This is a genomic window from Emticicia sp. 21SJ11W-3 (assembly GCF_024138715.1).
In the GTDB taxonomy this organism is placed as follows: domain Bacteria; phylum Bacteroidota; class Bacteroidia; order Cytophagales; family Spirosomataceae; genus Emticicia; species Emticicia fluvialis.
The window spans coordinates 632,543-653,801 of record NZ_CP092074.1; the positions used below are offsets into that span (position 1 = coordinate 632,543).

Annotated in this window: 23 protein-coding genes and 2 tRNA genes; 11 read left to right on the forward strand and 14 right to left on the reverse strand. The window is 40.2% G+C overall.

Translation table 11 applies throughout. From position 1 onward, the window contains the following. Positions 1–410 precede the first annotated feature (410 nt). The 11 genes from MB380_RS02560 to MB380_RS02610 all read right to left on the reverse strand — a co-directional run bounded on the left by MB380_RS02560 (position 411) and on the right by MB380_RS02610 (position 7,147). Entirely contained in the window at positions 411–1,964 is a 1,554-nt protein-coding gene (locus tag MB380_RS02560) for a TlpA disulfide reductase family protein (protein WP_253532995.1), read from the reverse strand. Positions 1,965–2,200: 236 nt separating this feature from the next. Further along, the gene (locus MB380_RS02565; protein ID WP_253532997.1) at positions 2,201–2,428 is read right to left on the reverse strand and encodes an integrase core domain-containing protein; all 228 of its coding nucleotides are present in this window, start codon (positions 2,426–2,428) and stop codon (positions 2,201–2,203) included. 40 nt (positions 2,429–2,468) lie between these two features. Next, positions 2,469–3,074, reverse strand: coding sequence for a DDE-type integrase/transposase/recombinase (locus tag MB380_RS02570; RefSeq protein WP_253532999.1), 606 nt, complete (start codon positions 3,072–3,074; stop codon positions 2,469–2,471). A 165-nt stretch (positions 3,075–3,239) separates the two neighbouring features. Then, positions 3,240–3,425, reverse strand: a complete 186-nt coding sequence (locus tag MB380_RS21950) for a transposase (RefSeq protein WP_409014657.1) — start codon at positions 3,423–3,425, stop codon at positions 3,240–3,242. 84 nt (positions 3,426–3,509) lie between these two features. Beyond that, positions 3,510–3,899: a hypothetical protein gene (locus tag MB380_RS02580; protein ID WP_253533002.1), complete on the reverse strand. Its 390-nt coding sequence runs from the start codon at positions 3,897–3,899 to the stop codon at positions 3,510–3,512. Between the two features lies 1 nt (position 3,900). Next, complete coding sequence (locus tag MB380_RS02585) at positions 3,901–4,557, reverse strand: hypothetical protein (RefSeq protein ID WP_253533004.1); 657 nt, start codon at positions 4,555–4,557, stop codon at positions 3,901–3,903. 35 nt (positions 4,558–4,592) lie between these two features. Next, the gene (locus MB380_RS02590) at positions 4,593–4,961 is read right to left on the reverse strand and encodes an RHS repeat domain-containing protein (RefSeq protein WP_253533006.1); all 369 of its coding nucleotides are present in this window, start codon (positions 4,959–4,961) and stop codon (positions 4,593–4,595) included. 209 nt (positions 4,962–5,170) lie between these two features. Beyond that, positions 5,171–5,527: a hypothetical protein gene (locus MB380_RS02595; protein ID WP_253533007.1), complete on the reverse strand. Its 357-nt coding sequence runs from the start codon at positions 5,525–5,527 to the stop codon at positions 5,171–5,173. After that, positions 5,524–6,570, reverse strand: a complete 1,047-nt coding sequence (locus tag MB380_RS02600; protein ID WP_253533009.1) for an RHS repeat-associated core domain-containing protein — start codon at positions 6,568–6,570, stop codon at positions 5,524–5,526. Before MB380_RS02600 ends, MB380_RS02595 begins: the two co-directional genes overlap by 4 nt. A 346-nt stretch (positions 6,571–6,916) precedes the next feature. Further along, positions 6,917–7,002, reverse strand: a tRNA-Leu gene (locus MB380_RS02605). A 72-nt stretch (positions 7,003–7,074) separates the two neighbouring features. After that, positions 7,075–7,147: transfer RNA gene (locus MB380_RS02610), tRNA-Gly, on the reverse strand. Between the two features lie 253 nt (positions 7,148–7,400). Here MB380_RS02610 and hisIE point away from each other — a divergent pair. Both hisIE and MB380_RS02620 read left to right on the forward strand, forming a co-directional pair. Further along, the gene (gene hisIE / locus MB380_RS02615; protein WP_101726660.1) at positions 7,401–8,021 is read left to right on the forward strand and encodes a bifunctional phosphoribosyl-AMP cyclohydrolase/phosphoribosyl-ATP diphosphatase HisIE; all 621 of its coding nucleotides are present in this window, start codon (positions 7,401–7,403) and stop codon (positions 8,019–8,021) included. Between the two features lie 72 nt (positions 8,022–8,093). Continuing rightward, entirely contained in the window at positions 8,094–8,432 is a 339-nt protein-coding gene (locus MB380_RS02620; RefSeq protein WP_253533011.1) for a phage holin family protein, read from the forward strand. A 65-nt stretch (positions 8,433–8,497) separates the two neighbouring features. Here the strand turns inward: MB380_RS02620 and MB380_RS02625 are convergent, their stop codons facing one another. Then, the gene (locus tag MB380_RS02625; protein ID WP_253533013.1) at positions 8,498–8,965 is read right to left on the reverse strand and encodes a redoxin domain-containing protein; all 468 of its coding nucleotides are present in this window, start codon (positions 8,963–8,965) and stop codon (positions 8,498–8,500) included. Positions 8,966–9,302: 337 nt separating this feature from the next. On the opposite strand from MB380_RS02625, the gene MB380_RS02630 reads away from it, so the two are divergent. The 6 genes from MB380_RS02630 to MB380_RS02655 all read left to right on the forward strand — a co-directional run bounded on the left by MB380_RS02630 (position 9,303) and on the right by MB380_RS02655 (position 13,286). Continuing rightward, positions 9,303–9,728 (forward strand): DsrE family protein, encoded by a 426-nt coding sequence (locus MB380_RS02630; RefSeq protein WP_253533021.1) that lies wholly within the window; start codon positions 9,303–9,305, stop codon positions 9,726–9,728. Between the two features lie 18 nt (positions 9,729–9,746). Beyond that, positions 9,747–10,196 carry a helix-turn-helix domain-containing protein gene (locus MB380_RS02635; protein WP_253533023.1) on the forward strand — a complete coding sequence of 150 codons (450 nt, stop codon included), beginning with the start codon at positions 9,747–9,749 and terminating at the stop codon, positions 10,194–10,196. A 46-nt stretch (positions 10,197–10,242) separates the two neighbouring features. Next, positions 10,243–10,653, forward strand: coding sequence for a VOC family protein (locus MB380_RS02640; RefSeq protein ID WP_253533025.1), 411 nt, complete (start codon positions 10,243–10,245; stop codon positions 10,651–10,653). Between the two features lie 4 nt (positions 10,654–10,657). Beyond that, the gene (locus MB380_RS02645) at positions 10,658–11,050 is read left to right on the forward strand and encodes a hypothetical protein (RefSeq protein ID WP_253533027.1); all 393 of its coding nucleotides are present in this window, start codon (positions 10,658–10,660) and stop codon (positions 11,048–11,050) included. Between the two features lie 69 nt (positions 11,051–11,119). Continuing rightward, positions 11,120–12,496, forward strand: coding sequence for an L-serine ammonia-lyase (locus MB380_RS02650; RefSeq protein ID WP_253533028.1), 1,377 nt, complete (start codon positions 11,120–11,122; stop codon positions 12,494–12,496). A 160-nt stretch (positions 12,497–12,656) separates the two neighbouring features. Beyond that, positions 12,657–13,286 carry a DUF1080 domain-containing protein gene (locus tag MB380_RS02655; protein ID WP_253533030.1) on the forward strand — a complete coding sequence of 210 codons (630 nt, stop codon included), beginning with the start codon at positions 12,657–12,659 and terminating at the stop codon, positions 13,284–13,286. Between the two features lie 145 nt (positions 13,287–13,431). Here MB380_RS02655 and MB380_RS02660 read toward each other — a convergent pair whose 3' ends face one another. Together MB380_RS02660 and MB380_RS02665 are read right to left on the reverse strand one after the other, a co-directional pair. Further along, positions 13,432–13,767 carry an RNA-binding protein gene (locus MB380_RS02660; RefSeq protein WP_101726651.1) on the reverse strand — a complete coding sequence of 112 codons (336 nt, stop codon included), beginning with the start codon at positions 13,765–13,767 and terminating at the stop codon, positions 13,432–13,434. Positions 13,768–14,013: 246 nt separating this feature from the next. Beyond that, positions 14,014–16,395, reverse strand: a complete 2,382-nt coding sequence (locus MB380_RS02665; RefSeq protein ID WP_253533032.1) for an ATP-dependent DNA helicase RecQ — start codon at positions 16,393–16,395, stop codon at positions 14,014–14,016. A 485-nt stretch (positions 16,396–16,880) separates the two neighbouring features. Here MB380_RS02665 and MB380_RS02670 point away from each other — a divergent pair, with 485 nt between their 5' ends. From MB380_RS02670 to MB380_RS02680, 3 genes are all read left to right on the forward strand, one after another. Further along, positions 16,881–17,855: an SIS domain-containing protein gene (locus MB380_RS02670; RefSeq protein ID WP_253533033.1), complete on the forward strand. Its 975-nt coding sequence runs from the start codon at positions 16,881–16,883 to the stop codon at positions 17,853–17,855. A gap of 22 nt (positions 17,856–17,877) precedes the next feature. Beyond that, positions 17,878–18,948: a M48 family metallopeptidase gene (locus MB380_RS02675; protein WP_253533035.1), complete on the forward strand. Its 1,071-nt coding sequence runs from the start codon at positions 17,878–17,880 to the stop codon at positions 18,946–18,948. Positions 18,949–19,344: 396 nt separating this feature from the next. Further along, complete coding sequence (locus MB380_RS02680; protein WP_253533037.1) at positions 19,345–21,255, forward strand: DUF1800 family protein; 1,911 nt, start codon at positions 19,345–19,347, stop codon at positions 21,253–21,255. Positions 21,256–21,259: the final 4 nt, after the last annotated feature.

The window sequence follows — 21,259 nt, forward strand, 5'->3', positions numbered from 1 at the left end:
CCTCGGTAGCTTGCTGGTATCAGCTACTACTTCGCGCTCAATGCCTACGCCCTATGGGTCGTAGTGGTTTTCCTGTGTTACCAGCGTAGGGTAGGCCTGGTTAATTGCCGTGGCATTTGGTTTTTCTACGCAGTGGCAACTGGTACGGAAGGTGTTCTTTTAACTTTTATGTATCAGATAAGCGTTCAGAGAACGCTAAACACACCGACTAAATTTAGAACATTTAGCCGAACGGGGGGCGGATTTCATTAGTATTATCACTTATTGCCCCGACATCAATCCGTTGAATTTTGCTGACAGATTTTTTCAATTGTTTTAAATACAATCTTTTATGCTTTCTTAAAGCCATGTATTCTTTCAATTGCCTTCGCCAGGTTCTAAACTGATATTTCAGGTTGTCGGGTAGCATATTATTTTTTCAGCATTTTATCAAAAATCTCTCTGATTTTAGGGTCTGATGGAGGTGGAGCATTTCCATAAATTAAATTGCCTTTGTTATCAAAAATCATATATCTTGGGATTAATGATAATTTATGTAATTGCGAGAAAACAGAATTTTCATAATTAACAAAAAGAAAATTATTTTCATCCAACTGTTCTTTAAAACTTGCCTTCTCCCAAGACAGCTTATCTTTGTCAATAGAAATATAAAGAAAAGTAATAGGCGAACTTTTAAATTCATTTCTTAATTTCAAACTATGTCTAAATTCTTTCCTACATGGTGCACACCAACTTGCCCAAAAATCAATATAAACTATTTTGCTTTTCTGTGAAATTAATAACTTGTTTAAATCAACTTTACTATTAATATTATTTGATAAAATAACAGAATTACTTATATTAGTATCTGTATCAAAATAACTATAAAAACTATTTTTAACAGACGATATTAAAGTTGAATCCTTCGAATATTTTGAAAAATCATTGTAGTAGTTTATAAATTCACCTTTGGGAAAATTATGTCCAATGTTTGATAATTCTTTTGCTAATAATGCCTGCTTATCTTCCTCACTAAATATATTACTCTCTTTAATTAATTTATAGATTTCTCTATTATCTTTGTTCACGCCATTTTTTAGGTCTAAAAACTTTGTTTTGGGTATAATATATTTTCTCACAATACTCTCGATCAATTGTTGATGAAATAAATCATAATATACTTCCACTTTTTTTCCACTATAAATTATTTGTTTCAATTCAGACTCACTTATAAGACCATTTTCTATATCTATAATTTTATTAAAAGTAGTATACTTATTTTTAAAGCAATTATATACATCTTCTGAAATATCTTCTGCTTTATAGAGCGAATCTAAAATCTTTGTGAAGTTTTGAGAATATTTTTTTGAAGCAGGGTACAAATCCTTTTTTATTAGGTTATCAATTTCAAACTTTCGAGTCATTGTTTTTTCTACACTCAAACCAGTTACAGATGCTAATAAAGTTTTGTCTGAATAAATTTTTTCAAGGTAAGAGTACGTATTATCAAAATACTTACACGGAGTAATATAAGGTTCTTTATTTATTTCTTTATTGATATATTCTTCAATATTTGTGTCTTTACTCTTGGTTATTCTGTTTTTTAATTTTAAAACAGGAAGCCTATTTACATAGGTCAACTCCAATGTATCTCCTTTCTTTATAAGATAATCAAAGTAATCAACAGCATTTATTTGATGCCTTAAAATTGCATATTCTTTTTCTAATGAAATACTTATTTTTTGTTGTTCTGTTATTTCTTTTATGGAGTAATTACTTAGTTGTAATGCGTTATCTGCATAGATTTTAAACAGGGTTTCATTAGTTAATGATAACCCTGATGCAAAATCAAACCGATTGTTAACATCTACTTCTCCTATTGTAATTACAATATGGCCTTTACTAGCAGCGGAGAATTTTTCTTGAATGCTTGCATTACAAGAAAACAAGATTAATATAGTAATTGTATAACAGTAAAATCTCATTGATTCAATTAAAGTTATTGGCTTGCTATAAGTTAAATATAGCAAGCCTGAAAAATTATTAAGAACAACCTTTGCACCATGTAGCAGTGCTACAATGAGCGCAACAATAATTTACACCTAAAGCCTTAGCAATTTGTTTACAAGTACTTAAATCTGAGCAGCCAGAAGGTCCACCTGGTGTATTTTGACTTGGCTCTCTTTTGCTTTACACTTTTTTGCGAGTTTTAGAATAATTTTCAACTTGCTTTTTTGTAATAATTTTCCATAAAGCTTTGTGGACTTTGATAGTTGAGAGAGGAATGCAACCGCATTCGATTGTAATACCCTTCAATGTATTCAAACAAAATTCCACGTAATTCCTCGATACATCCATAACAACCTTTGGGCATATCTAACTCAGCTTTTAATCTACTCCAAAGTGACTCGGCCGTAGCATTGTCATAAGGGTCATCGGCTCTACTCATGCTTTGCCTTAACTCAAAGATATTCACAACGTTCTTGATATTATCTGACAAATATTGCCCCCCACGGTCGGACCGGGTCGCCGGAGCGATGAATTATCATGTTTTTGGGAGCATTCTTTTTCAATAAAGCGTTTTCTAATGGTACTCTGACCATCTCTTCACGCATATTATCTGCCAAGCTCCAACCAACAATTTCTCGGCTGTATAAGTCTTGCCAGACAGATAAATAGGCCCATTTGTCACCTTTCATGGGCATATATGTAATATCTGATACCCAGACTTGATTCGGTGACGTTGGCTTTGATTTATCCAATAAAAGATTCTCACAAACTCGTTTACCATGTTTACTATCGGTCGTTCTGGGTATGAATAATCTGGGCTGAATCGCTTTTAAGCCTTCTTCCTTCATGATTTTTGAAACCGTTCGGCGACCTAATTTATACCCCTTTGTTCTCAACACTATTTGTATGCGTCTTGAACCATATCTTTTCATATTTCTAAGAAACTCTAAGCGAATTTCATGTCTGGGACGAGTATATTTTTTCTCTAAATTATAACTCCGCCCAGCTTTGAAATTATAATATGATGTTCGGCTTACTTCAAAAACCAAACAAAGCAATGCAACTTTGTAGTCCGTACTGAGCATTTTTATCAACTCATAGACGTCTCTTAACTGGACATGCTGAAGAGACCTAAGGCCTTTTTTAGGATGTCTCGCTCATCTTGTAGTCTTGCATTCTCTTTTTTAAGCCGTTCATTTTCAGCTATTAGCTTTAAACTGTAGCTGCTTTGTTCTTCCGTGGTCTTGGTCTTAACTTTTGTTTTTGCTTTCATCCGCTTCGGCGGTCCGATTCCAAGTGTAAAGAACATTTTGTCCAATACCAAATGTTCTTGAAATTTCACTAACATTTTTTCCGGAATTGAGCATCCTGATAATTTCTTCCTTGAAATCAGCCGCATAATATTGTCGGCTACTCCCTTTCCTTTCTCTTTCCATTTTCTGCTTTTTTTAAGCAAAAAAGTGTAACGATTTATAGCACCACCTCAAAGAATGTTTTAGTAAAATTTACATTTTCATACTTTATTTACAATCCTTCAATTTTAAAGAATCACAAACCCATTTTAAACTATCTGGATAATCTAATTTAAGAGATTTGAATTCGTTCTCTAAAATTAAAATATGACTTTGATAATAATCCAAGCTGTCATAGACAATTGGGAATTTTTTTCCTACTAAGTATTTGTAAATGTTACTATTAGAAATACCATAAGCGGTAGTAAGTCCGCTATAAATTTCTGAGTCTATCTTATAAGAATAAGTAATATAAAGTCCTCTTATAAGTTTTGTACCCGTTATAGTACCTATGGCTATTTTCTTGCGTTTTTCTAAGTTAAGAAGCTGTGTATACCCTATAACACAAATTATAATTAGAAAAGAAATACCAATTATATTAAACCACTTTTTTTTCATATTATTTTTTTTCATCTATAATGTCACTACTCAATGTCGCTCCTATTCCAAAATATGTATTCAATCCTGCATCCATAACTCCTTGATCGAATACATTCGGTTGATATGCTTTTGCGAATTGTCCTCCAATAGCTCCTGCTCCGACATTTCCAATTACACCGAATGAGAAGTTATACCAAGTAGAACTACTAGTCAAGTCGGCAAAATCAAAACCATAGTGACCATTTTTATTCGATTTAAAATTTTCAAGTGTAAATGAGGTAAAGCTACCAATTCCTGAAGCGGCAACTGATGATAAAAAGACTTTGCCCCCTATGGTTAGTTGCCCCGCCACGCTCAATAAATTTACTTTATTAATATCTTGCCCATTTGTAAGAAATTGAGCTGCAAAATCACCAAGTGTCGCTCCTACATTAAATTTATCAATATTTAATACTGGACTTTTGACGATTTGTCTTGCAATGCTTAATGCTCTGCTTCTGACAAGAAATGATACCCCTTGTGTTGTACCAATTGAAACCCCATAAATTGCAGCTATACTCCCACCAATAATTTTGATCGCATCTTCTCCTCCTTTCTGAAAATGTTCTCTGTAAGGACTTGGATGTCCATACAATTTTTGATTTCTATCATAGGCTTTTGATGCGTATTCTAGCATAGTATAAGGTTCTGGGTCACTTATTCTTTGTGCTACTACTCCCGCTTCACCTTTTTCAAGGTCATAATATCCCCCATTTGTCCCACTGGCACCCTTTCCAATCCAAATAAATCTACAAAACCAATGGGGTTGTTTCCAACATAATTATAAGGTGAAAAATCTAAATCTAAAGCTGCCAAAGGATCCACTACCCCCCATCTACCAATACTCGGGTCATACATCCGGGCGCCGTAGTCTAAGTAATTCAAGATGCCCTGCAATTCTTTGCCATTGTAAGTAAAGCGGTCTTTCAATTCAAATTTCGGTAGCTTGCTGGTATCAGCAACAACTTCGCGTTCAATGCCTACACCCCATGGGTCGTAGTGGTTTTCTTGTGTTACCAGCGTAGGGTATGCCTGGTTCATTGCCGTGGCATTTGGTTTTTCTACACATCGGCAACGGGTGCGGAGGGTGTTCTTTTACCTTATATGTTTCAAAAGTGCGTTCAGAGAACGCTAAACACACCGACTAAATGTAGAACATTTAGCCGAACGGGGCGTAAACATATGGAGATGAGAACGGTAATTTATCCGCCAACGGATCCACCTAACTAAACCCCATTAGTATTAGCTTCTTAATCGGTTGGCATTCCATTGTAATAAATAGTACTATTTTTACATTCAAAGCTAAAAACCTCTACTGAATCTTTACTGTCATTTTTATAAAGTGTAATGCTTAAAGTATTTTTCTTTTTAACTATCCTATCACCTTTGTTAGTCTTACGATACAATTGATAGACAGCGCCATCCATAAATCTTTTTTTCTCTTTTGCATTTTCAAATACCCACTTCCTATTTGGAGCATCTTGCCATAGAGAATCAATCTTAATGTTAAATTCCTGGGCTTTTAAAGTAGAATTGTATTCAGAGCAATTAATCCCAATTCTACAACTGGTTAATGCAATTAAGAAAACTACAGTTATCTTTTTCATATTATTTTAGTTGGTCTCTTTCTATAATCAAAAGTTTTATAAAGGAAGGTATTTGAACCTGAAGTAAACATCCCTCCAAGTGGAATTGGTCCTTTCCCAAAAGATTTACTTCCAATTTCAAAACCAAGGCCATATGACTTTACGCCTGATTTAGCAGCTTGTAGAGCTCCCTTAGAATCGTACTCGCCTGACTCAGAAATTGAGACACTCAGTGGGCCTAAATAAGCTCCATTAGTTTTAGAGTTTCCATAAAAAGCACCAATATTGCCAATATAGGTATTATAATATTCACTCAAATACCCCATACTACTAACTGATATTCCTGGAACTAATGGGCCATTCCCCATACTAAATTCATACCCTCCGTAAGTAGTAACACCATAATCATCAAAATATAAGCCGCCGTAACCAGAAAAATTCATACCTGCACCACCTAAAGAGACGCCTCCTTGTAACCCAAAACCATGAGGCAGCCAAGCTCCGTAGTCTCTATCATCATGAGGATTATATTGGAAACTATGGACAAACTGATAAGCTACTTCGTCTTCTCTAGTCCAGCGCTTTGCTGTAACTGAAGCACTTCCTTCTCCATTATAAACTATACCTGTTGGACTATCGTAAGTAAATAAACTTTTATTATCCCTATAAATATCATATTCTTTACTATTAGGACAAGTAGGGCAAGTCCCGATATAAGCAAAATGACCATTTATTTCAGGAGGGGTTATATCTTCTCCATCTTTACCACAACCCTTACAAGACATTCCTGTTGGGTCTGTATTCTTAACAGGATTACCACCCACATAATTGTATGATGTGAGGTTACTAAATTTCTCCGCCAACGGATCCACTACCCCCCATCTACCAATACTCGGGTCATACATTCGGGCGTGGTAGTCTAAGTAATTCAAATTGCCCTGCAATTCTTTGCCATTGTAAGTAAAGCGGTCTCGCATTTCAAACCTCGGTAGCTTGCTGGTATCAGCTACTACTTCGCGCTCAATGCCTACGCCCCATGGGTCATAGTGGTTTTCCTGTGTCACCAGCGTAGGGTAGGCCTGGTTAATTGCCGTGGCATTTGGTTTTTCTACACATCGGCAACTGCTGAGGAGGGTGTTCTTTTACCTTATATGTTTCAAAAGTGCGTTCAGAGAACGCTAAACACACCGACTAAATGTAGAACATTTAGCCGAACGGGGGTAGAGAATATCCCATTCTTCTTTTACAAACTTACGAAAATCTATGCTGAAATTAATTCACCCCACAGGTTTTATGCTTGAGCCCTTTTTCGCTTGAGCCCTTGATCCCATTTTTGGCCTATGTTTGGCATGAAAAAATTGGACATGAAAAAAGGGAGCCACATTTTCATGTAACTCCCTGATTATCAAGTACCGGGGACGGGAATCGAACCCGTACGGGCGTTTCGGCCCACAGGATTTTAAGTCCTGCGTGTCTACCAGTTCCACCACCCCGGCGGATGGTCATTCTTGGATGGTGACGTATCCTAAGAAAAAAAAAGCACCTTTTGATGGGTGCTGAAATTTCCGAGCGGAAGACGAGTCTCGAACTCGCGACCTTAACCTTGGCAAGGTTACGCTCTACCAACTGAGCTACTTCCGCTTAACATTCCTTGGTGTTGGATGGGACTGCAAAGATAGGGGGTCTTTTGATATTTGTCAAGTCTGTAATCAAAAAAAATCTACTTTTTTTGATTACAGACTTGTAAATGGCTGATTATGAGTGTATTTGAAATGAATATTTTTTTAAATTTTTTTTGCCGTTCCTGGCTTCTTCATAATGTCCATAAATTTTCGGTATGATATAGGTATTAGTTTTTTTAACATCTGTACTTTTGTAGAAAATAATTGAAGGAATGGATAACAATTTAGATTTTGATAAATCTCCTGACGGCCTGGTGCCGGCTATCATACAAGATTACCAGACCGGTAAAGTACTGATGCTGGGTTATATGAATGCCGAGGCGTATGCAAAAACAATTCAGGACAACATTGTAACCTTTTATAGCAGAAGCAAGCAACGGTTATGGACAAAGGGGGAAACTTCCGGTAATTTTTTGCATGTAAAGAATGTCCTGATTGATTGTGACGGTGATACCATTCTTATTCATGCCCTGCCTGACGGCCCCACCTGCCACACCGGAGCCGATACCTGTTTTAATGAGCTAAACAGTGCCGACTACAAGAAGATTCTGTTTGTGAATCATCTCCGTGAAGTGATAAAAGGGCGTAAGCAAAACCCGACTGACGAATCTTATACCAGCCATTTATTCAGAAAAGGAATTAACAAGGTGGCGCAGAAAGTAGGAGAGGAGGCCGTTGAACTGGTTATTGAAGCCAAAGACGATAACAAAGAATTATTTTTGGGAGAGGCCGCTGATTTATTTTATCATTATTTAGTACTTTTAGAACAGAAAAACTACGAGTTCGACGAAGTACTCGATGTTTTAATAAAAAGGCATACCCCGCGCTCTTGATTGCCACCCAAAGGGGATATGTGAGTTCAAACCTAAAACCATTGCTCCTGTGGGTAAGGAGGAATCTTTGCTATGCTAAACTACATTGTACGTTTAATATGCTGCGGAGCCGCGGTGTATTATATGCCTAATTTTCTAAGCAAAATACACGTAGAAGACTATACTACGGCAGTAATTGTTGCTTTTGTGATGAGTATTCTTAATGCCTTTGTTAAACCTGTGCTTCAGTTACTTTCATTACCACTTACCATTCTTACATTAGGTATTTTTTATCTGGTTGTAAATGTGGTGGTAGTGTATTTGTGTGCCTCTCTGGTTTCAGGTTTTAAAGTGGATGGGTTCTTACAACCACTTATTTTTGGTTTCATTTTGTCGGTTGTAAATAGCATCGTGGGAGGATTCCAGGATTAATTACAAGCAGCCCTCTGCGCAAATCTTTATACGCACAGAGGGCTGTTATTGCAATAGCCAATTTCTTACAGACTTTCTAAGGTGGCTTTAATTGCGGCAAAGTCAGGTATGTCTCCGGCTTTTTCCAAAACCTCTGCATAGCGTATTATGCCATCTTTGTCTACCACAAAAGCTGCCCGTTTAGATACACCTTTCATATCAAACACAAAAGTGTCATAAAGTGAATCATAAGCCAGCGACACCTCCTTGTTGAAGTCTGACAAAAGCGGGAAAGGAAGTTTTTGCTCTTCTTTAAACTTACCCAAAGTAAAAATTGAATCAACAGAAATAGCCAGTACATCTGTATTTAATGCCGAATAAAAAGCAATGTCATCTCTGGTCTGGCAAAGTTCAGCCGTGCAAACGCTGGTAAAAGCTAATGGGAAGAATAATATAACCACGTTTTTTCCGCGGTATCCGGCAAGCGTTACCTCCTGTTTTTCGCTGTTGTATAGTTTAAAATCCGGTGCCGGGTCGCCTACTTGTAAAGCCATATTAGATGAGGTTTAGATAAATGATATTTTCAGAACAAATAACTGAACAGCCGTTCGTAATGTTCAGTATTACAATCCCAAATTTATCATCTTCTTTAGTATCTTCATCAGGCTTTGGGTAATTTTTTTCGGGTCCGGCTTGTTGGTGTTCTGTTATTTTAATGGTCGCGATAAGGTAAGATTTATCGAAAATTTGTACTTTGCATGCAATAGATACAGGTATTAAACGTGCAAATCTCTGTAAATTCAATTATTTATGGATTTCCCTGAACCATTAAATTGCGGCAATGTATCTTCATTTTAGTTTTGCAATTCATAACTTGTAATACATAATTAGATGAAAACTTTTCTCAGGATTTTTAATTTACTTATCGGCTTTTCTCTGGTATCTGCGTCCGTGAGTTTGGCTCAAACCAAAACGCATAAATTGCTGATAGACTTAAACAGTGCCGATACCACTGACCAGGCTGCTGTATTAAGGCAAATCAGAAACCTGTGGCGTGAGCTGCCCGATACAAAGGTTGAAGTGCTGATTCATGGTCAGGCCATATCTGCTATCAGAAAAGAGACCTCGCCCTTTGCCGTACAGATTGAAAAACTACAAAAAGAAGGCGTTACATTTGCCGTGTGCCGCAACACCATGAAGCGCTATAAATTAGCCGAGGCTGATATGTTGTCTTCAGCCTCCTTTGTGCCCTCAGCTATTGCTGAAACAGTTCTGAAACAAGAAGATGGCTGGAGTTACCAGAAAGCAGGGCATTAACTTCTAAATGCTTTAGTTATGCTCAATTCATATCCGAAAGCGTACCTTTACCGGAGAATCGTACAGGCCAAGCTGTTTATAGACAGGCATTATCACGAACCAATAGACCTGGCTTCTATTGCTGATGAAGCTTTTTTCTCCAAGTTTCACTTCATCAGACAGTTTAAATTAACCTATACCAAAACACCTCACCAGTATCTTACGCATGTGAGACTAGACAAGGCAAAGGGTTTATTAAAAACAAAAGTGTCTGTTTCAGAAGTGTGTTATAGTGTTGGTTTTGAAAGTGTAACTTCATTTACCGGCTTGTTTAAGAAATACGTGGGTAAGGCCCCTTCAGTGTATCAGCAGGAGCAATTAAAGCGGCAATCGGCTATCAATTCAACACCTCTCCATTACATACCCGGTTGTTTTGCGCAAGCAAAAGAATGGAAGCAAAAAAGCAATTTTGAAGAGGTGAGTTTCTGAAATATTGCCGAAGTTTATGTTGTTATTTATTTAAACAACCAGTGCTATGATTTCCAGAATTTCGCATGTAAGCATTTATGTTCTTAATCAGGACAGCGCCTACGACTTCTACGTAAACAAATTGGGTTTTAATGTAGCCACTGATGCCCCAATGGGGCCGGGTATGAGATGGCTTACGGTAACGCCTCCCAACCAGCCTGATGTGGAAATTACCCTGATGTCGGTTTCGGCAGGAATGGTGTTTGATGAAGAATCAGCTGAGCAAATGCGCAACCTGGTAAAAAAGGGAACATTTGGTTTTGGGGTATTTGAATGTAAAGATATTTATGCCACTTTTGAAGAGTTAAAAGCCAAAGGCGTTGAATTTACCAAAGCCCCAACAGAAGAGTTTTACGGTATAGAAGCTTTGTTTAAAGATGATTCTGGCAACTGGTTCAGCCTGAGTCAAAAATCATAAGAAAATGGATGCCAGCGCTATTTTTAAAAAACTACGGCTGAATACAGCCGATACATTGCTGATTATGAATGCACCGACTGATTTTCTGGCCTTACTGGAGGGAACTTCTTTCGACAACCAGCCACAGGCAGGCAAAGTATATGACTTCGTACAGGTGTTTGCTACCCGGCAGGCAGAGCTGGAGCAACTTTGTTCGTCAGTAAAAAATGCAGGTAAATACGATTGTTTGTTCTGGGCTTGTTACCCTAAAGGAACTGGGAAGATTAAAAGTGATATAAAACGGGAAACCGTGTGGCTGGCATTGGAGCTGGCAGGTGTTCAGGCTGTTTCGCAGATAGCCATTGACGAAACCTGGAGTGCGCTGCGCGCTCGGCCAACTGAAATGATAGGCAAATAGGGTAGAAGTTTGGTGGTTTACTGGAAATGGTGTTACATTCGTGGCAGAATTTACTTCATCTTCAATAAAATGCTAAAGGAAGCAATATCGACTTCTGTATTTGACCTGTTTAAAATAGGCCCCGGGCCATCTAGTTCGCATACCATCGGGCCTATGAAAGCCGCCTTCGATTTCCTGCAAAGAGCCCTGGCTTTGCCCGATTCGCTGCTGGCAGGCCCGCTTCAGATAAAAATACATTTATATGGTTCATTAAGTGCCACCGGAAAGGGGCATGGTACCGACCGTGCCGTTATTGCCGGTCTTCTGGGCTGGCTGCCCTACACCTGCGAGCCGACTGCTTTTACTGCATTGCTGAAAAATGCTGATGATACTTACTCCATCTTTATCAACCAAAGCCCGGTTGTTTTAAGTGCCGGCAGCATCATCTTTCAGAAAGGGCGTTATGATTCTCCGCATCCAAACACACTTGTTTTTCAGCTGCTTGCTCCTGAGGGTGTCATGCTGCAGGAAGAATACTATTCAGTAGGCGGGGGCTTTATTCAGCGTAAAGGAGAAGAGGCCCAGGCGGCTTCGGCCAAAAGGCCGGCCTATCCGTTTTCTAACATGAAAGAACTGAAGGAGCATCTGGCTAAAGAAAAGATATCACTTACCGACCTGATGATAGCCAATGAAATGGCCCTGACCGGAGCCAGCCGGAAAGAGATATACCAAAAGATAGATGATATTCTGGAGACCATGCATAAGGCCGTGAAAAGAGGTTTACGTCATAAAGGCCTTTTACCGGGTAGTATCAAGCTAAGGCGGAAAGCCCCGGTATTGTATGCCCAGGCTAAAAGCCATGCCTCTGCCACCGATAGCTTCATGGTTTTTCTGAACGCCTATTGCATGGCGGCATCTGAAGAAAACGCTGCCGGAAATATTGTCGTAACTGCTCCTACCTCGGGTGCATCGGGTGTAATACCGGGCATAACCTACCTGCTGCGTAATCATTACCACTACGATAAACAAAAACTGCGGGAAGGCATGTTGGCCGCTGCCGCCGTGGGCTTCCTGATTAAGCATAATGCCAGTATATCAGGTGCCGAAATGGGCTGCATGGGTGAGATTGGCTCTGCCTCAGCTATGGCAGCAGCTATGTTGGCTTATTGCGCCGGCCGGCCGGTAGATACGGTTGAGGCCGCAGCAGAAATAGCAATTGAGCATCATCTGGGCATGACCTGCGACCCAATAGGAGGCTATGTGCAGATACCCTGCATAGAGCGCAATGCCATGGGGGCTATCAAGGCTTATAACGCTTATCTGCTGGCATCATCCGGCAATACGGGATACCAGAAAATATCGCTCGACAGCGTGATAAAAGTAATGCGTGCTACGGGCAAAGATATGTCTAAAAAATATAAAGAGACCTCGCAGGCAGGCCTAGCGCTTAGTGCTACTGAGTGTTAGATAAGGGTATGAGAACCCCTGATTATCAAGTATATGCTGTATACCGGTAGTTTCCTTCATAGCCGGATTGCGAATTAAAATTACTTTCGTAAATTGTTGAATATATTCAACCGGGCCATGTACCAATCATACAGGCCCCATCTAAACTATATATTTAACTATGAAAAGAATTCTTTATGTGGCATCCATTATGCTGGTGCTTACGCACGCTGTTTCTGCCCAAAAAGCAAAAAAAGGCTGGTACTCTTTGTTTGACGGCAAATCGTTAGAGGGCTGGAAAGTGGGAGAGAACGCCAGTACGTTCAGCATTGAAAATGGTACTATTGCGGTAAATGGCCCGGTAGCGCATTTATTTTATGTAGGGCCGGTTAATAATCATGATTTCAAAAACTTTGAGTTTAAGGCAAGGGTAATGACCACGCCAGGTTCAAACTCAGGTATTTATTTTCATACCCAATATCAGCAAGCCAGCTGGCCCGATAAAGGCTATGAAGTACAGGTTAATAACTCGCATACCGATTGGCGCCGCACCGGAAGCCTCTACGGTATACAAGACGTGAAAGACACCCTGGTAAAAGATAACGTATGGTATACCGAGCACATTATAGTAAAAGACAAGCACGTTACCATAAAGATTAACGATAAGACAGTAGTTGAATATGACGAACCTGCCGAATTACCTAAAGGAAGAGAAGGCAGACGAATAAGCAGCGGAACCTTTGCCTTACAGGGCCATGACCCCAAAAGCAAAGTATATTATAAAGAGATAATGGTAAAACCCCTGCCCTGAGACGTTATCAAAACAAAAGCCTCTTAACATTTGCTAGGAGGCTTTTTTATTGCATAATGACGGCCTGTATATTAAATAGAAAAGCAGGCACACCATTAAATGGAAGCTAATTTGAATGATATCTTGGGATATCCGCTCAGGAATATCAATAACGGCGTCCGCCACCATTATCACCACCACGGCCGTAGCCACCGCCACCACCACGGTTGAAACCACCACCGCCACCGGCAGGTCTTTCTCTTCTTTCTTCAGCCTGATTAACAACTGCAGTACGGCCACCGATATCAGAACCATTCAACTGGCTGATCGCTTTCAAAGCGGCTGCATCGTCTGGCATTTCAACAAAGGCAAAGCCTTTGCTTCTTCCGGTTACTTTGTCAATAATAATTTTAACAGAACTTACTTCACCAAATTCTTCAAAATATTGTTTTAATTCACTTTCTTCGATTCTAAACGGAAGACTTCCAACAAAAATGTTCATGATACCAGTAGGATTTTAATTGATAAATTTTTGTAAATTATATTATTTAATCTTTTTTGAAAAAATCAGTTGTTTATGGGCATGCTTTAAAACCTACCGCTCTTTAATAAATTACTATCACTTAATCTTTGCCTGTCAAAAAATAAAAAAGTGTGAAGCACATTATCGTTCCTTTCACACTTTTCATGATTTTGTTGTATAATCGATTAATAATGGCAAATGCTTTATCGCTTCAAATATAAAGAATTAATTTGCCATTTCCGACAAGAATTTTATTCTCATCAATCTTAATTCTTCTTCAGTTATATCGTCGCCTTCAAAAGTCTTGAGTGCAGCACGGATATTATCGGTTTCTGCGGCCATAAAATACTCATAAATCTCGTCCTGATGTTCTTCATCTATTACCTGATTGATGTAGTAGTCCAGATTCAGCCTTGTACCAGAATAGCAGATGTGCTCAATTTCTTCAATCAGTTCAGGCATTGTCAGGTCTTTCGACTCTGCAATTTCGTCCAGATCAATCTTGCGGTCAATCTGCTGAATGATATAAATCTTTATTTTTGATTTATTGACAGCCGATTTTACAACCAGGTCCTGCGTGGTTTCAATTTCGTTTTCTTCTACGTATTTTGAAATCAGCTCAAGAAAAGGCTTCCCAAACTTTTGAACTTTGCCAAGGCCAACCCCGTTTATCTGAGCCAGGTCTTGTCCGGTAGTTGGGTAGGTGGTTGCCATTTCTTCCAGTGAGGGATCCTGGAAAACCACATACGGTGGCACGTTCTTTTCTTTGGCAATTTTTTTACGAAGCGCTTTCAGCAACTCAAACAACGCTGAGTCAAACGCACCACCTCCGCCAGACGGCCCGCCGTTCATTTGTACGTCGTCGTCGTCACTGCTTTCGGTATTTTCGTAGTTATGGTCTTCTGATATCGTAATAGGGTAAGAGTCGGCAATAAAGCTTTTGCCTTTTTCCGACAGTTTTACTACCCCATAGGCGTTTTCAATATCTTTTTCAATAAAACCAAGCACCATCATCTGACGAAGGATAGACACCCAGTAATCGTTAGGGGTCTTTTTGTTGTCAGATTTTTTTGTTGGTTTTTCTGCTTTTTTAGGTGAGTGTGACGGACTTTTGGTAGCAACAGGGGTGTTGTCTTCCTCTTCGTCCATATCATCATCATTGGCCAATTCTAATTCTTCTTCTTCATCGTCTTCGTCATCCTCATCCTCTGCTTCAGCAAACATGCTTTTCCCTTTACCATAAACGGCCAGTTTGTCGTGTTCATAGCTGCGGATGTAAGCATTGGCTGTATTGGCTGTAAGAACATCAGCAATGTGCTGAATATCAAACCTTTCGCCCACCTGCTGAATGGCTTTTAAGGCCAGCACGGCTTCATCTTCAATTTTAAATTTCTTGGTGGGTTTCAGGCAGTTATCGCAAAAACCACAGTCTTTTTCTGAGTATTCACCAAAATAACTTAGTAACTGACGGCGGCGGCAGATACCCAGGTTAGAGTACGCTACCATTTCCATCAGCAAAGCCTTGGCGTTGTCTCTTTCAGTAACGGTCTTATCTTTATTGAACTTCTCCAGTTTTAAAATGTCGTCAAAGCTGTAGAACATCAGGCAGTTACCTTCCAGTCCGTCGCGGCCGGCTCTTCCTGTTTCCTGATAGTAGCCTTCCAGCGACTTGGGCGCATCATAGTGAATCACAAAGCGCACATCGGGTTTGTCAATGCCCATCCCGAAGGCAATCGTTGCCACAATTACATCAGCTTCTTCATTCAGAAACGCGTCCTGATTTTTCATCCGGGTGTCGGCATCCAGTCCGGCATGATAATGCAGGGCCTTAATACCGTTTACGCTCAGCAGGTTGGCAATTTCTTCAACTTTTTTACGGCTGAGGCAGTAAATTATGCCCGACTTACCTTTATTGTTAAGAATATACCTTATTAATTGCTTCTTCGAATCTACTTTAGGACGAATCTCATAGTACAAGTTCTTGCGGTTAAACGACGACTTGAACACGGGGGCCTCGTCCATTATCAGGTTTTTCTTGATATCCTGCTGTACTTTTGGCGTCGCGGTAGCCGTCAATGCAATAATTGGCAGATTGGGATTGATATCGTCAATGATTCCTCTGATTCTACGATACTCAGGTCTGAAATCATGGCCCCATTCAGATATACAGTGGGCTTCATCTACTGCTACAAAAGAGAGTTTGGCTTTTTGTAAGAAAGACAGGTTATCTTCTTTTGTGAGAGATTCCGGAGCTATATAAAGTAAACGGCATTCACCGCTTAAAACATCGTTCTTCACTTTGGTCATCTCAGCCTTATTCAGTGTTGAATTTAAAAACTGAGCATTGATACCAAAGGCTGTCATTTGGTCAACCTGATTTTTCATCAGGGCAATAAGCGGGGAAATTACAATAGCAGTGCCCTCAAGTACCATAGCGGGCAACTGATAACATAGAGATTTCCCAGCGCCGGTAGGCATAATAACAAAAGTATTTTTTCCTGCTACAATGTTATTGATAATTGCTTCCTGTTCGCCACGAAAAGCATCAAAGCCGAAAATTTCTTTGAGTTTCTCCTTTAATGATTGTTTAATAATTGGTTCTACCATAAACGCAAAATTGCTATCCGGAAAATTTACAATATTTTAAAAATAGGTCAGTATCTGAGCAATTTTATGTTGATTGTCCTGATGAGCCAGTCATCAGAAAAAATGCCATTAGTAAAGATTTGCTGTAGTAATAATTGCTGTGGTTGTGAGGCGGTTCAGGCCATGCCGGGTATGAGCATCAACAACAGCGATATAATTCGTAATACTTACAAAACAGTTTGCTTAAGGTATGTTTAGCCTGGCAAAAGGTACTATAAAGTTTGAATTAGTTCAGAATAATTACTTTAGCCTTTGCTAAGATACTATTTTTTTAATTGAGTATTACAAATTTCCGGCGTGGTTTTTTTTAACCTGATTCATTTAATGATTTAAACTAGTTTTGTTGTAATTGTTATTCTACAGCAGGCAATGTGTTCTTATTGCACTAATCTTTTGATGCAAGCCCTACAAGCATTACTTTTGCCTGTAAATACCCCCTCTGAAAAGTGAAGACGAAGTTAGAAAAAAATTTACAAAGCGTAGCGAAAAAAGTTTTGCAACATGAAGCAGACGCAATACTTTCTTTGAAAAGTTATATTAATGATGATTTTGAATTATGTGCGAAGGCTATTTTAGCCTGTAAAGGCCGTCTTGTGGTAACCGGGATAGGGAAAAGTGCAATTATTGGCCAGAAAATAGTGGCTACAATGAATTCTACAGGTACCCCCGCTCTTTTTATGCATGCGGCCGATGCGATACACGGTGACCTGGGGATGATTCAGAAAAATGACCTGGTTATGTGTATTTCTAAAAGCGGCGATACCCCCGAAATAAAGGTACTTGTGCCGCTGCTGAAGATGCACGGTAACCAGATGATTGCCCTGGTAAGCAATACCAAAAGCTACCTGGCCAGCCATGCAAATTATGTTCTGAATGCCTATGTGGAACGCGAGGCATGCCCGCTTAATCTGGCGCCTACTACTTCAACCACAGCCGCACTGGCTTTGGGAGACGCCCTGGCCATTTGCCTGCTGGAAATGCGGGGTTTCACCAGCAGCGATTTTGCACGCTACCATCCGGGGGGCAGCCTGGGTAAAAAAATGTATCTCAAAGTAAGAGACCTGTACCCCAACAATGCAGTGCCAAGCGTTTCTCCGGATGCTGATTTACATACGGTTATTCTTGAGATGACATCAAAACTATTGGGGGCTACTGCCGTTACCGATGCATCCAGCCAGTTACTGGGCATAATAACTGATGGTGATTTACGCAGAATGCTGAATAAAAAGCAGGATTTTACAAGCCTGAAAGCCACGGATATTATGACTGCCACCCCCAAAACCACCAGCCCGGACGAATATGCAGTCAATGCACTGGCACTAATGCAGGAGAAAAGCATTACGCAATTGGTGGTGGTTGAAGAAGGTAAACTTCTGGGCTTTGTGCACCTGCACGATTTACTAAAGGAAGGCCTTTTATAAAACTACCCAGGCTCTGGCAACCATGCAATATACCGCTACTTATTATGATGGACAAACCTCCAGGCCGCATCAGGTGCAGGTTGAGGTTTGGGGTAACTCCTTGCGCATAAATGATGCAAACATCAATATTGTATGGGCAATAACTGAAATAGAGTTCAGCGCATTTATGGGCAAGGGTAAAACCATGCTTCAGTACGGGGCATTCCCGCATCAACATCTTGAGTTCCCGTCAGACTCCCCACTGGCAATTGCTTTAAAAGCGTATCTGCCCGGGCTTAGCGGTAAGCCCCCAAAAGTGATAAGACGGCAGTATGAGGCTTTTCTAAAAGCGGCACTTATCATGGCAGGCGTGGCAGCGGGCCTTCTACTGGCGCTGTATTATTGGTTGCTTCCGGTGGTGGTTTCTTTTGTTGTCAGCAAAATACCGGTATCGGCAGAAGTAGCCATGGGTGAAAAATTCTATCAGGGTTTGATGGGCAACGCCCGGGTTGATAAAAAAGCCACGGCCGCTCTTACCGGTTTTGCCGGTTGTATTGATTTTGAAACCAAATATCCGCTCAGGTTTACAGTTGTTGAAAACAAAGATGTAAATGCCTTTGCCTTGCCGGGTGGCCATGTAGTGGTTTACAGCGGCATTATCGATAAACTTAAAACCCCTGAAGAGCTGGCAGCATTGCTGGCACATGAGGTAACGCATATAAAGGAAAGGCATTCTTTGAACGCACTAACCCGAAGCATGGCTGGCTCGGTGCTTCTGTCTTTTGTTTTTGGTGATGACGGCACCCTGGCTAATCTATTGTTAAGCAAAGCCGACGAAATACATCAGCTGGGTTTTTCGAGAAGTATGGAAAAAGAAGCAGATCTGAAAGGGCTACAGCTAATGGCAAACAACCGCCTGGATACCCATGGGATGCTCCGCCTGATGCAAAGACTGCAAGCCCAAGAAAATGAAAATCGTAGCACAGGGGCGCCTGCCTATCTTTGCTCGCATCCGCTAACGGAAGCAAGAATAACTTATATATCAGAACAGCCTATACCCGCAAGCCAAACCCGGAACAAGGCCATTGAAGATGCCTGGCGCCTGCTTAAATGATGTAAAATCGGGGCGTTTCTTCCCCGAAAACTCAACAAAGATTTTTGAAATTTAGAACAATTTCAGATTGTATTTTTTTTTTGAAATTAATGTTTGCTTTTTGAATTTTTATTCTACATTTGCTCATAGACACTATGTCTGAGACCTCATACAAATTAACCCTGCGAATTGATTCTTTTAGCTGTGCCATGGAAACCAATTGATGCACCAAGTAAAAAATAATGCAAGAGAATGGTGTTTAAAAAACCGAATTCAATTGCATTCAGACAACCCAAAAAGTAAAAACTGAGTAACGATGTAGCGACGGCTTCTGTATAGGAAGTTTCTGTTTTCTATGCGTGCAGGCCAGAATGACATCAAGCCTTTTTTTAGTTGTCAAATTTTAATTGGTCTGAGATGAGGGTACTTACGTTGCTATTAGGAGTGAGGAATGCCACACATGCAAGAGTGTCTTTTGTTTTGGTAGTTATTTTAACCTGTCTTTCCAACAACTTAAAAGCGCAGAGTAGAATAACCTTCGGCAAAGGTAATATTCAGAATGTAACTGTTTCTTCGTCTTCTGCAGTGGGTAGCCAGGATGGCATCACCACTTTGTTAAGTTCGGGCTTTTTGCCCAATAAAACTGCTGCAGCCAGATTATTATCTCAGGCTACGCTTGGCGCAACCTACGACGAAATTGAGAACGTGGCCGCCATTGGTGTAGAATCCTGGGTTAACAAGCAATTGAATATGCCCAATTCGTTCAGGATTGAGGCCTATCTGCAAAACCTGCATCAGTCTATTGTGGATTCGCTCAGACGAACCGATCCTTCAAAAACAATATCTAATACCTATGTAACCGACAGACATTTTGATATCTGCTGGTTTCAGGGATTCATGACTGCCCCCGATGTATTGCGTTGGAGAGTGGCTATGGGTTTAAGCCAGATATTTGTTACTTCAAGGGTGTCGGCCTTTGATTCAAACCCGTATGCCCTGGCCAGTTATTACGACCTTCTGCTCGACGGCGCCTTTGGCAATTACCGTACCCTGCTTGAGCGCATTACCTATCATCCGGCAATGGCGGTTTACCTTACTTATATGAACAACCACGCTACTGATATCAATAAAGGTAAACAGATATATCCGGACGAAAACTATGCACGTGAAATCATGCAATTGTTTTCGATAGGTTTGTTTCAGCTGAACCTGGACGGAACCGAGAAAAAAGACGCCAGCGGCAAGGCTATTCCTACCTATAATAATAACGATATAGCCAACCTTGCCAAAGTATTTACGGGGTTGTCATGGGCTGACAGCCGTTACATAGGCGAAAAAAATAAAGACATCTGGAGTTATACCAGGAAACTGAAGTTTTATGCCGTTGATTCAAGCGATGCCTACCTGAGAACCTGGTCTGTTGCACCAAGAATTGTGAATGCGCATGAGCAGGGTCCAAAAACATTTTTAGGCAAAACCATTGAAGCACGGCCGGTAGAACAAGGTGAACTGGATATCAGTGATGCACTTGATATTATCTTTAATCATCCGAATGTAGGGCCTTTTATGGCACGCAGGCTTATTCAGCGTATGGTTTCTTCTAACCCTACGCCGGCCTATATAGCGCGGGTGGCCTCTGTTTTCAATGATAATGGAAAAGGAGTGAGAGGCGACTTAAAAGCGGTAATAAAAGCAATTTTGCTTGACCCTGAGGCCCGCGACCTCAGCAACAGATATACGGGTGTTCTTAAAGAACCGTTTATCAGATATACCAATCTTATTAAAGGTCTTAATCTGAAATCATCCGGCGGTATTTACAGAAATACCATGCGCCGGGCTTATGACAGAATGGGGCAACTGCCACTTTTTTCGCCTAGTGTGTTCAACTTTTTCTCTCCTGATTACGTGCCTGATGGAACCATGAAGGAAACAGATAAATATGGCCCGGAATTTCAGATATTTAATGCCCAGACCTGGACCGGGTATCTGAACGCCCTGAACAACTGGATAGCCGGAGATGAACCAATTGATTATATGGGATATTACAGTGCAGAAACCGTTAAAAACGACCAGAGACCCAGATTTGACCTGACGGCCGATTTCCCGCTGACACGTAATGACAGACTTGTGCAGTTGCTTGATAAGTATAACCTTATACTTGCCAGCGGCAGGCTGTCTAAAAAGAGTATGGATATCATAAAAAGAGCTGTATCAGGTATGCCGCTGAGACTTGCCAACGGTGAGCCTAATGCAGATGATGCCAACAAAAGAGTGCGAGTGGCCATCTATTTAATAATGGCTTCACCCGAGTATATCATCAATAATTAATGAA

Bases quoted from the DNA above. Each gene is read 5' to 3' on its own strand.
- MB380_RS02560 (WP_253532995.1), bottom strand. From the start codon at position 1,964: ATGAGATTTTACTGTTATACAATTACTATATTAATCTTGTTTTCTTGT.
- MB380_RS02565 (WP_253532997.1), bottom strand. From the start codon at position 2,428: ATGAGTAGAGCCGATGACCCTTATGACAATGCTACGGCCGAGTCACTT.
- MB380_RS02570 (WP_253532999.1), bottom strand. From the start codon at position 3,074: ATGCTCAGTACGGACTACAAAGTTGCATTGCTTTGTTTGGTTTTTGAA.
- MB380_RS21950 (WP_409014657.1), bottom strand. From the start codon at position 3,425: ATGGAAAGAGAAAGGAAAGGGAGTAGCCGACAATATTATGCGGCTGAT.
- MB380_RS02580 (WP_253533002.1), bottom strand. From the start codon at position 3,899: ATGAAAAAAAAGTGGTTTAATATAATTGGTATTTCTTTTCTAATTATA.
- MB380_RS02585 (WP_253533004.1), bottom strand. From the start codon at position 4,557: ATGCTAGAATACGCATCAAAAGCCTATGATAGAAATCAAAAATTGTAT.
- MB380_RS02590 (WP_253533006.1), bottom strand. From the start codon at position 4,961: ATGAACCAGGCATACCCTACGCTGGTAACACAAGAAAACCACTACGAC.
- MB380_RS02595 (WP_253533007.1), bottom strand. From the start codon at position 5,527: ATGAAAAAGATAACTGTAGTTTTCTTAATTGCATTAACCAGTTGTAGA.
- hisIE (WP_101726660.1), top strand. From the start codon at position 7,401: ATGGATAACAATTTAGATTTTGATAAATCTCCTGACGGCCTGGTGCCG.
- MB380_RS02620 (WP_253533011.1), top strand. From the start codon at position 8,094: ATGCTAAACTACATTGTACGTTTAATATGCTGCGGAGCCGCGGTGTAT.
- MB380_RS02625 (WP_253533013.1), bottom strand. From the start codon at position 8,965: ATGGCTTTACAAGTAGGCGACCCGGCACCGGATTTTAAACTATACAAC.
- MB380_RS02630 (WP_253533021.1), top strand. From the start codon at position 9,303: ATGAAAACTTTTCTCAGGATTTTTAATTTACTTATCGGCTTTTCTCTG.
- MB380_RS02635 (WP_253533023.1), top strand. From the start codon at position 9,747: ATGCTCAATTCATATCCGAAAGCGTACCTTTACCGGAGAATCGTACAG.
- MB380_RS02640 (WP_253533025.1), top strand. From the start codon at position 10,243: ATGATTTCCAGAATTTCGCATGTAAGCATTTATGTTCTTAATCAGGAC.
- MB380_RS02645 (WP_253533027.1), top strand. From the start codon at position 10,658: ATGGATGCCAGCGCTATTTTTAAAAAACTACGGCTGAATACAGCCGAT.
- MB380_RS02650 (WP_253533028.1), top strand. From the start codon at position 11,120: ATGCTAAAGGAAGCAATATCGACTTCTGTATTTGACCTGTTTAAAATA.
- MB380_RS02655 (WP_253533030.1), top strand. From the start codon at position 12,657: ATGAAAAGAATTCTTTATGTGGCATCCATTATGCTGGTGCTTACGCAC.
- MB380_RS02660 (WP_101726651.1), bottom strand. From the start codon at position 13,767: ATGAACATTTTTGTTGGAAGTCTTCCGTTTAGAATCGAAGAAAGTGAA.
- MB380_RS02665 (WP_253533032.1), bottom strand. From the start codon at position 16,395: ATGGTAGAACCAATTATTAAACAATCATTAAAGGAGAAACTCAAAGAA.
- MB380_RS02675 (WP_253533035.1), top strand. From the start codon at position 17,878: ATGCAATATACCGCTACTTATTATGATGGACAAACCTCCAGGCCGCAT.
- MB380_RS02680 (WP_253533037.1), top strand. From the start codon at position 19,345: ATGAGGGTACTTACGTTGCTATTAGGAGTGAGGAATGCCACACATGCA.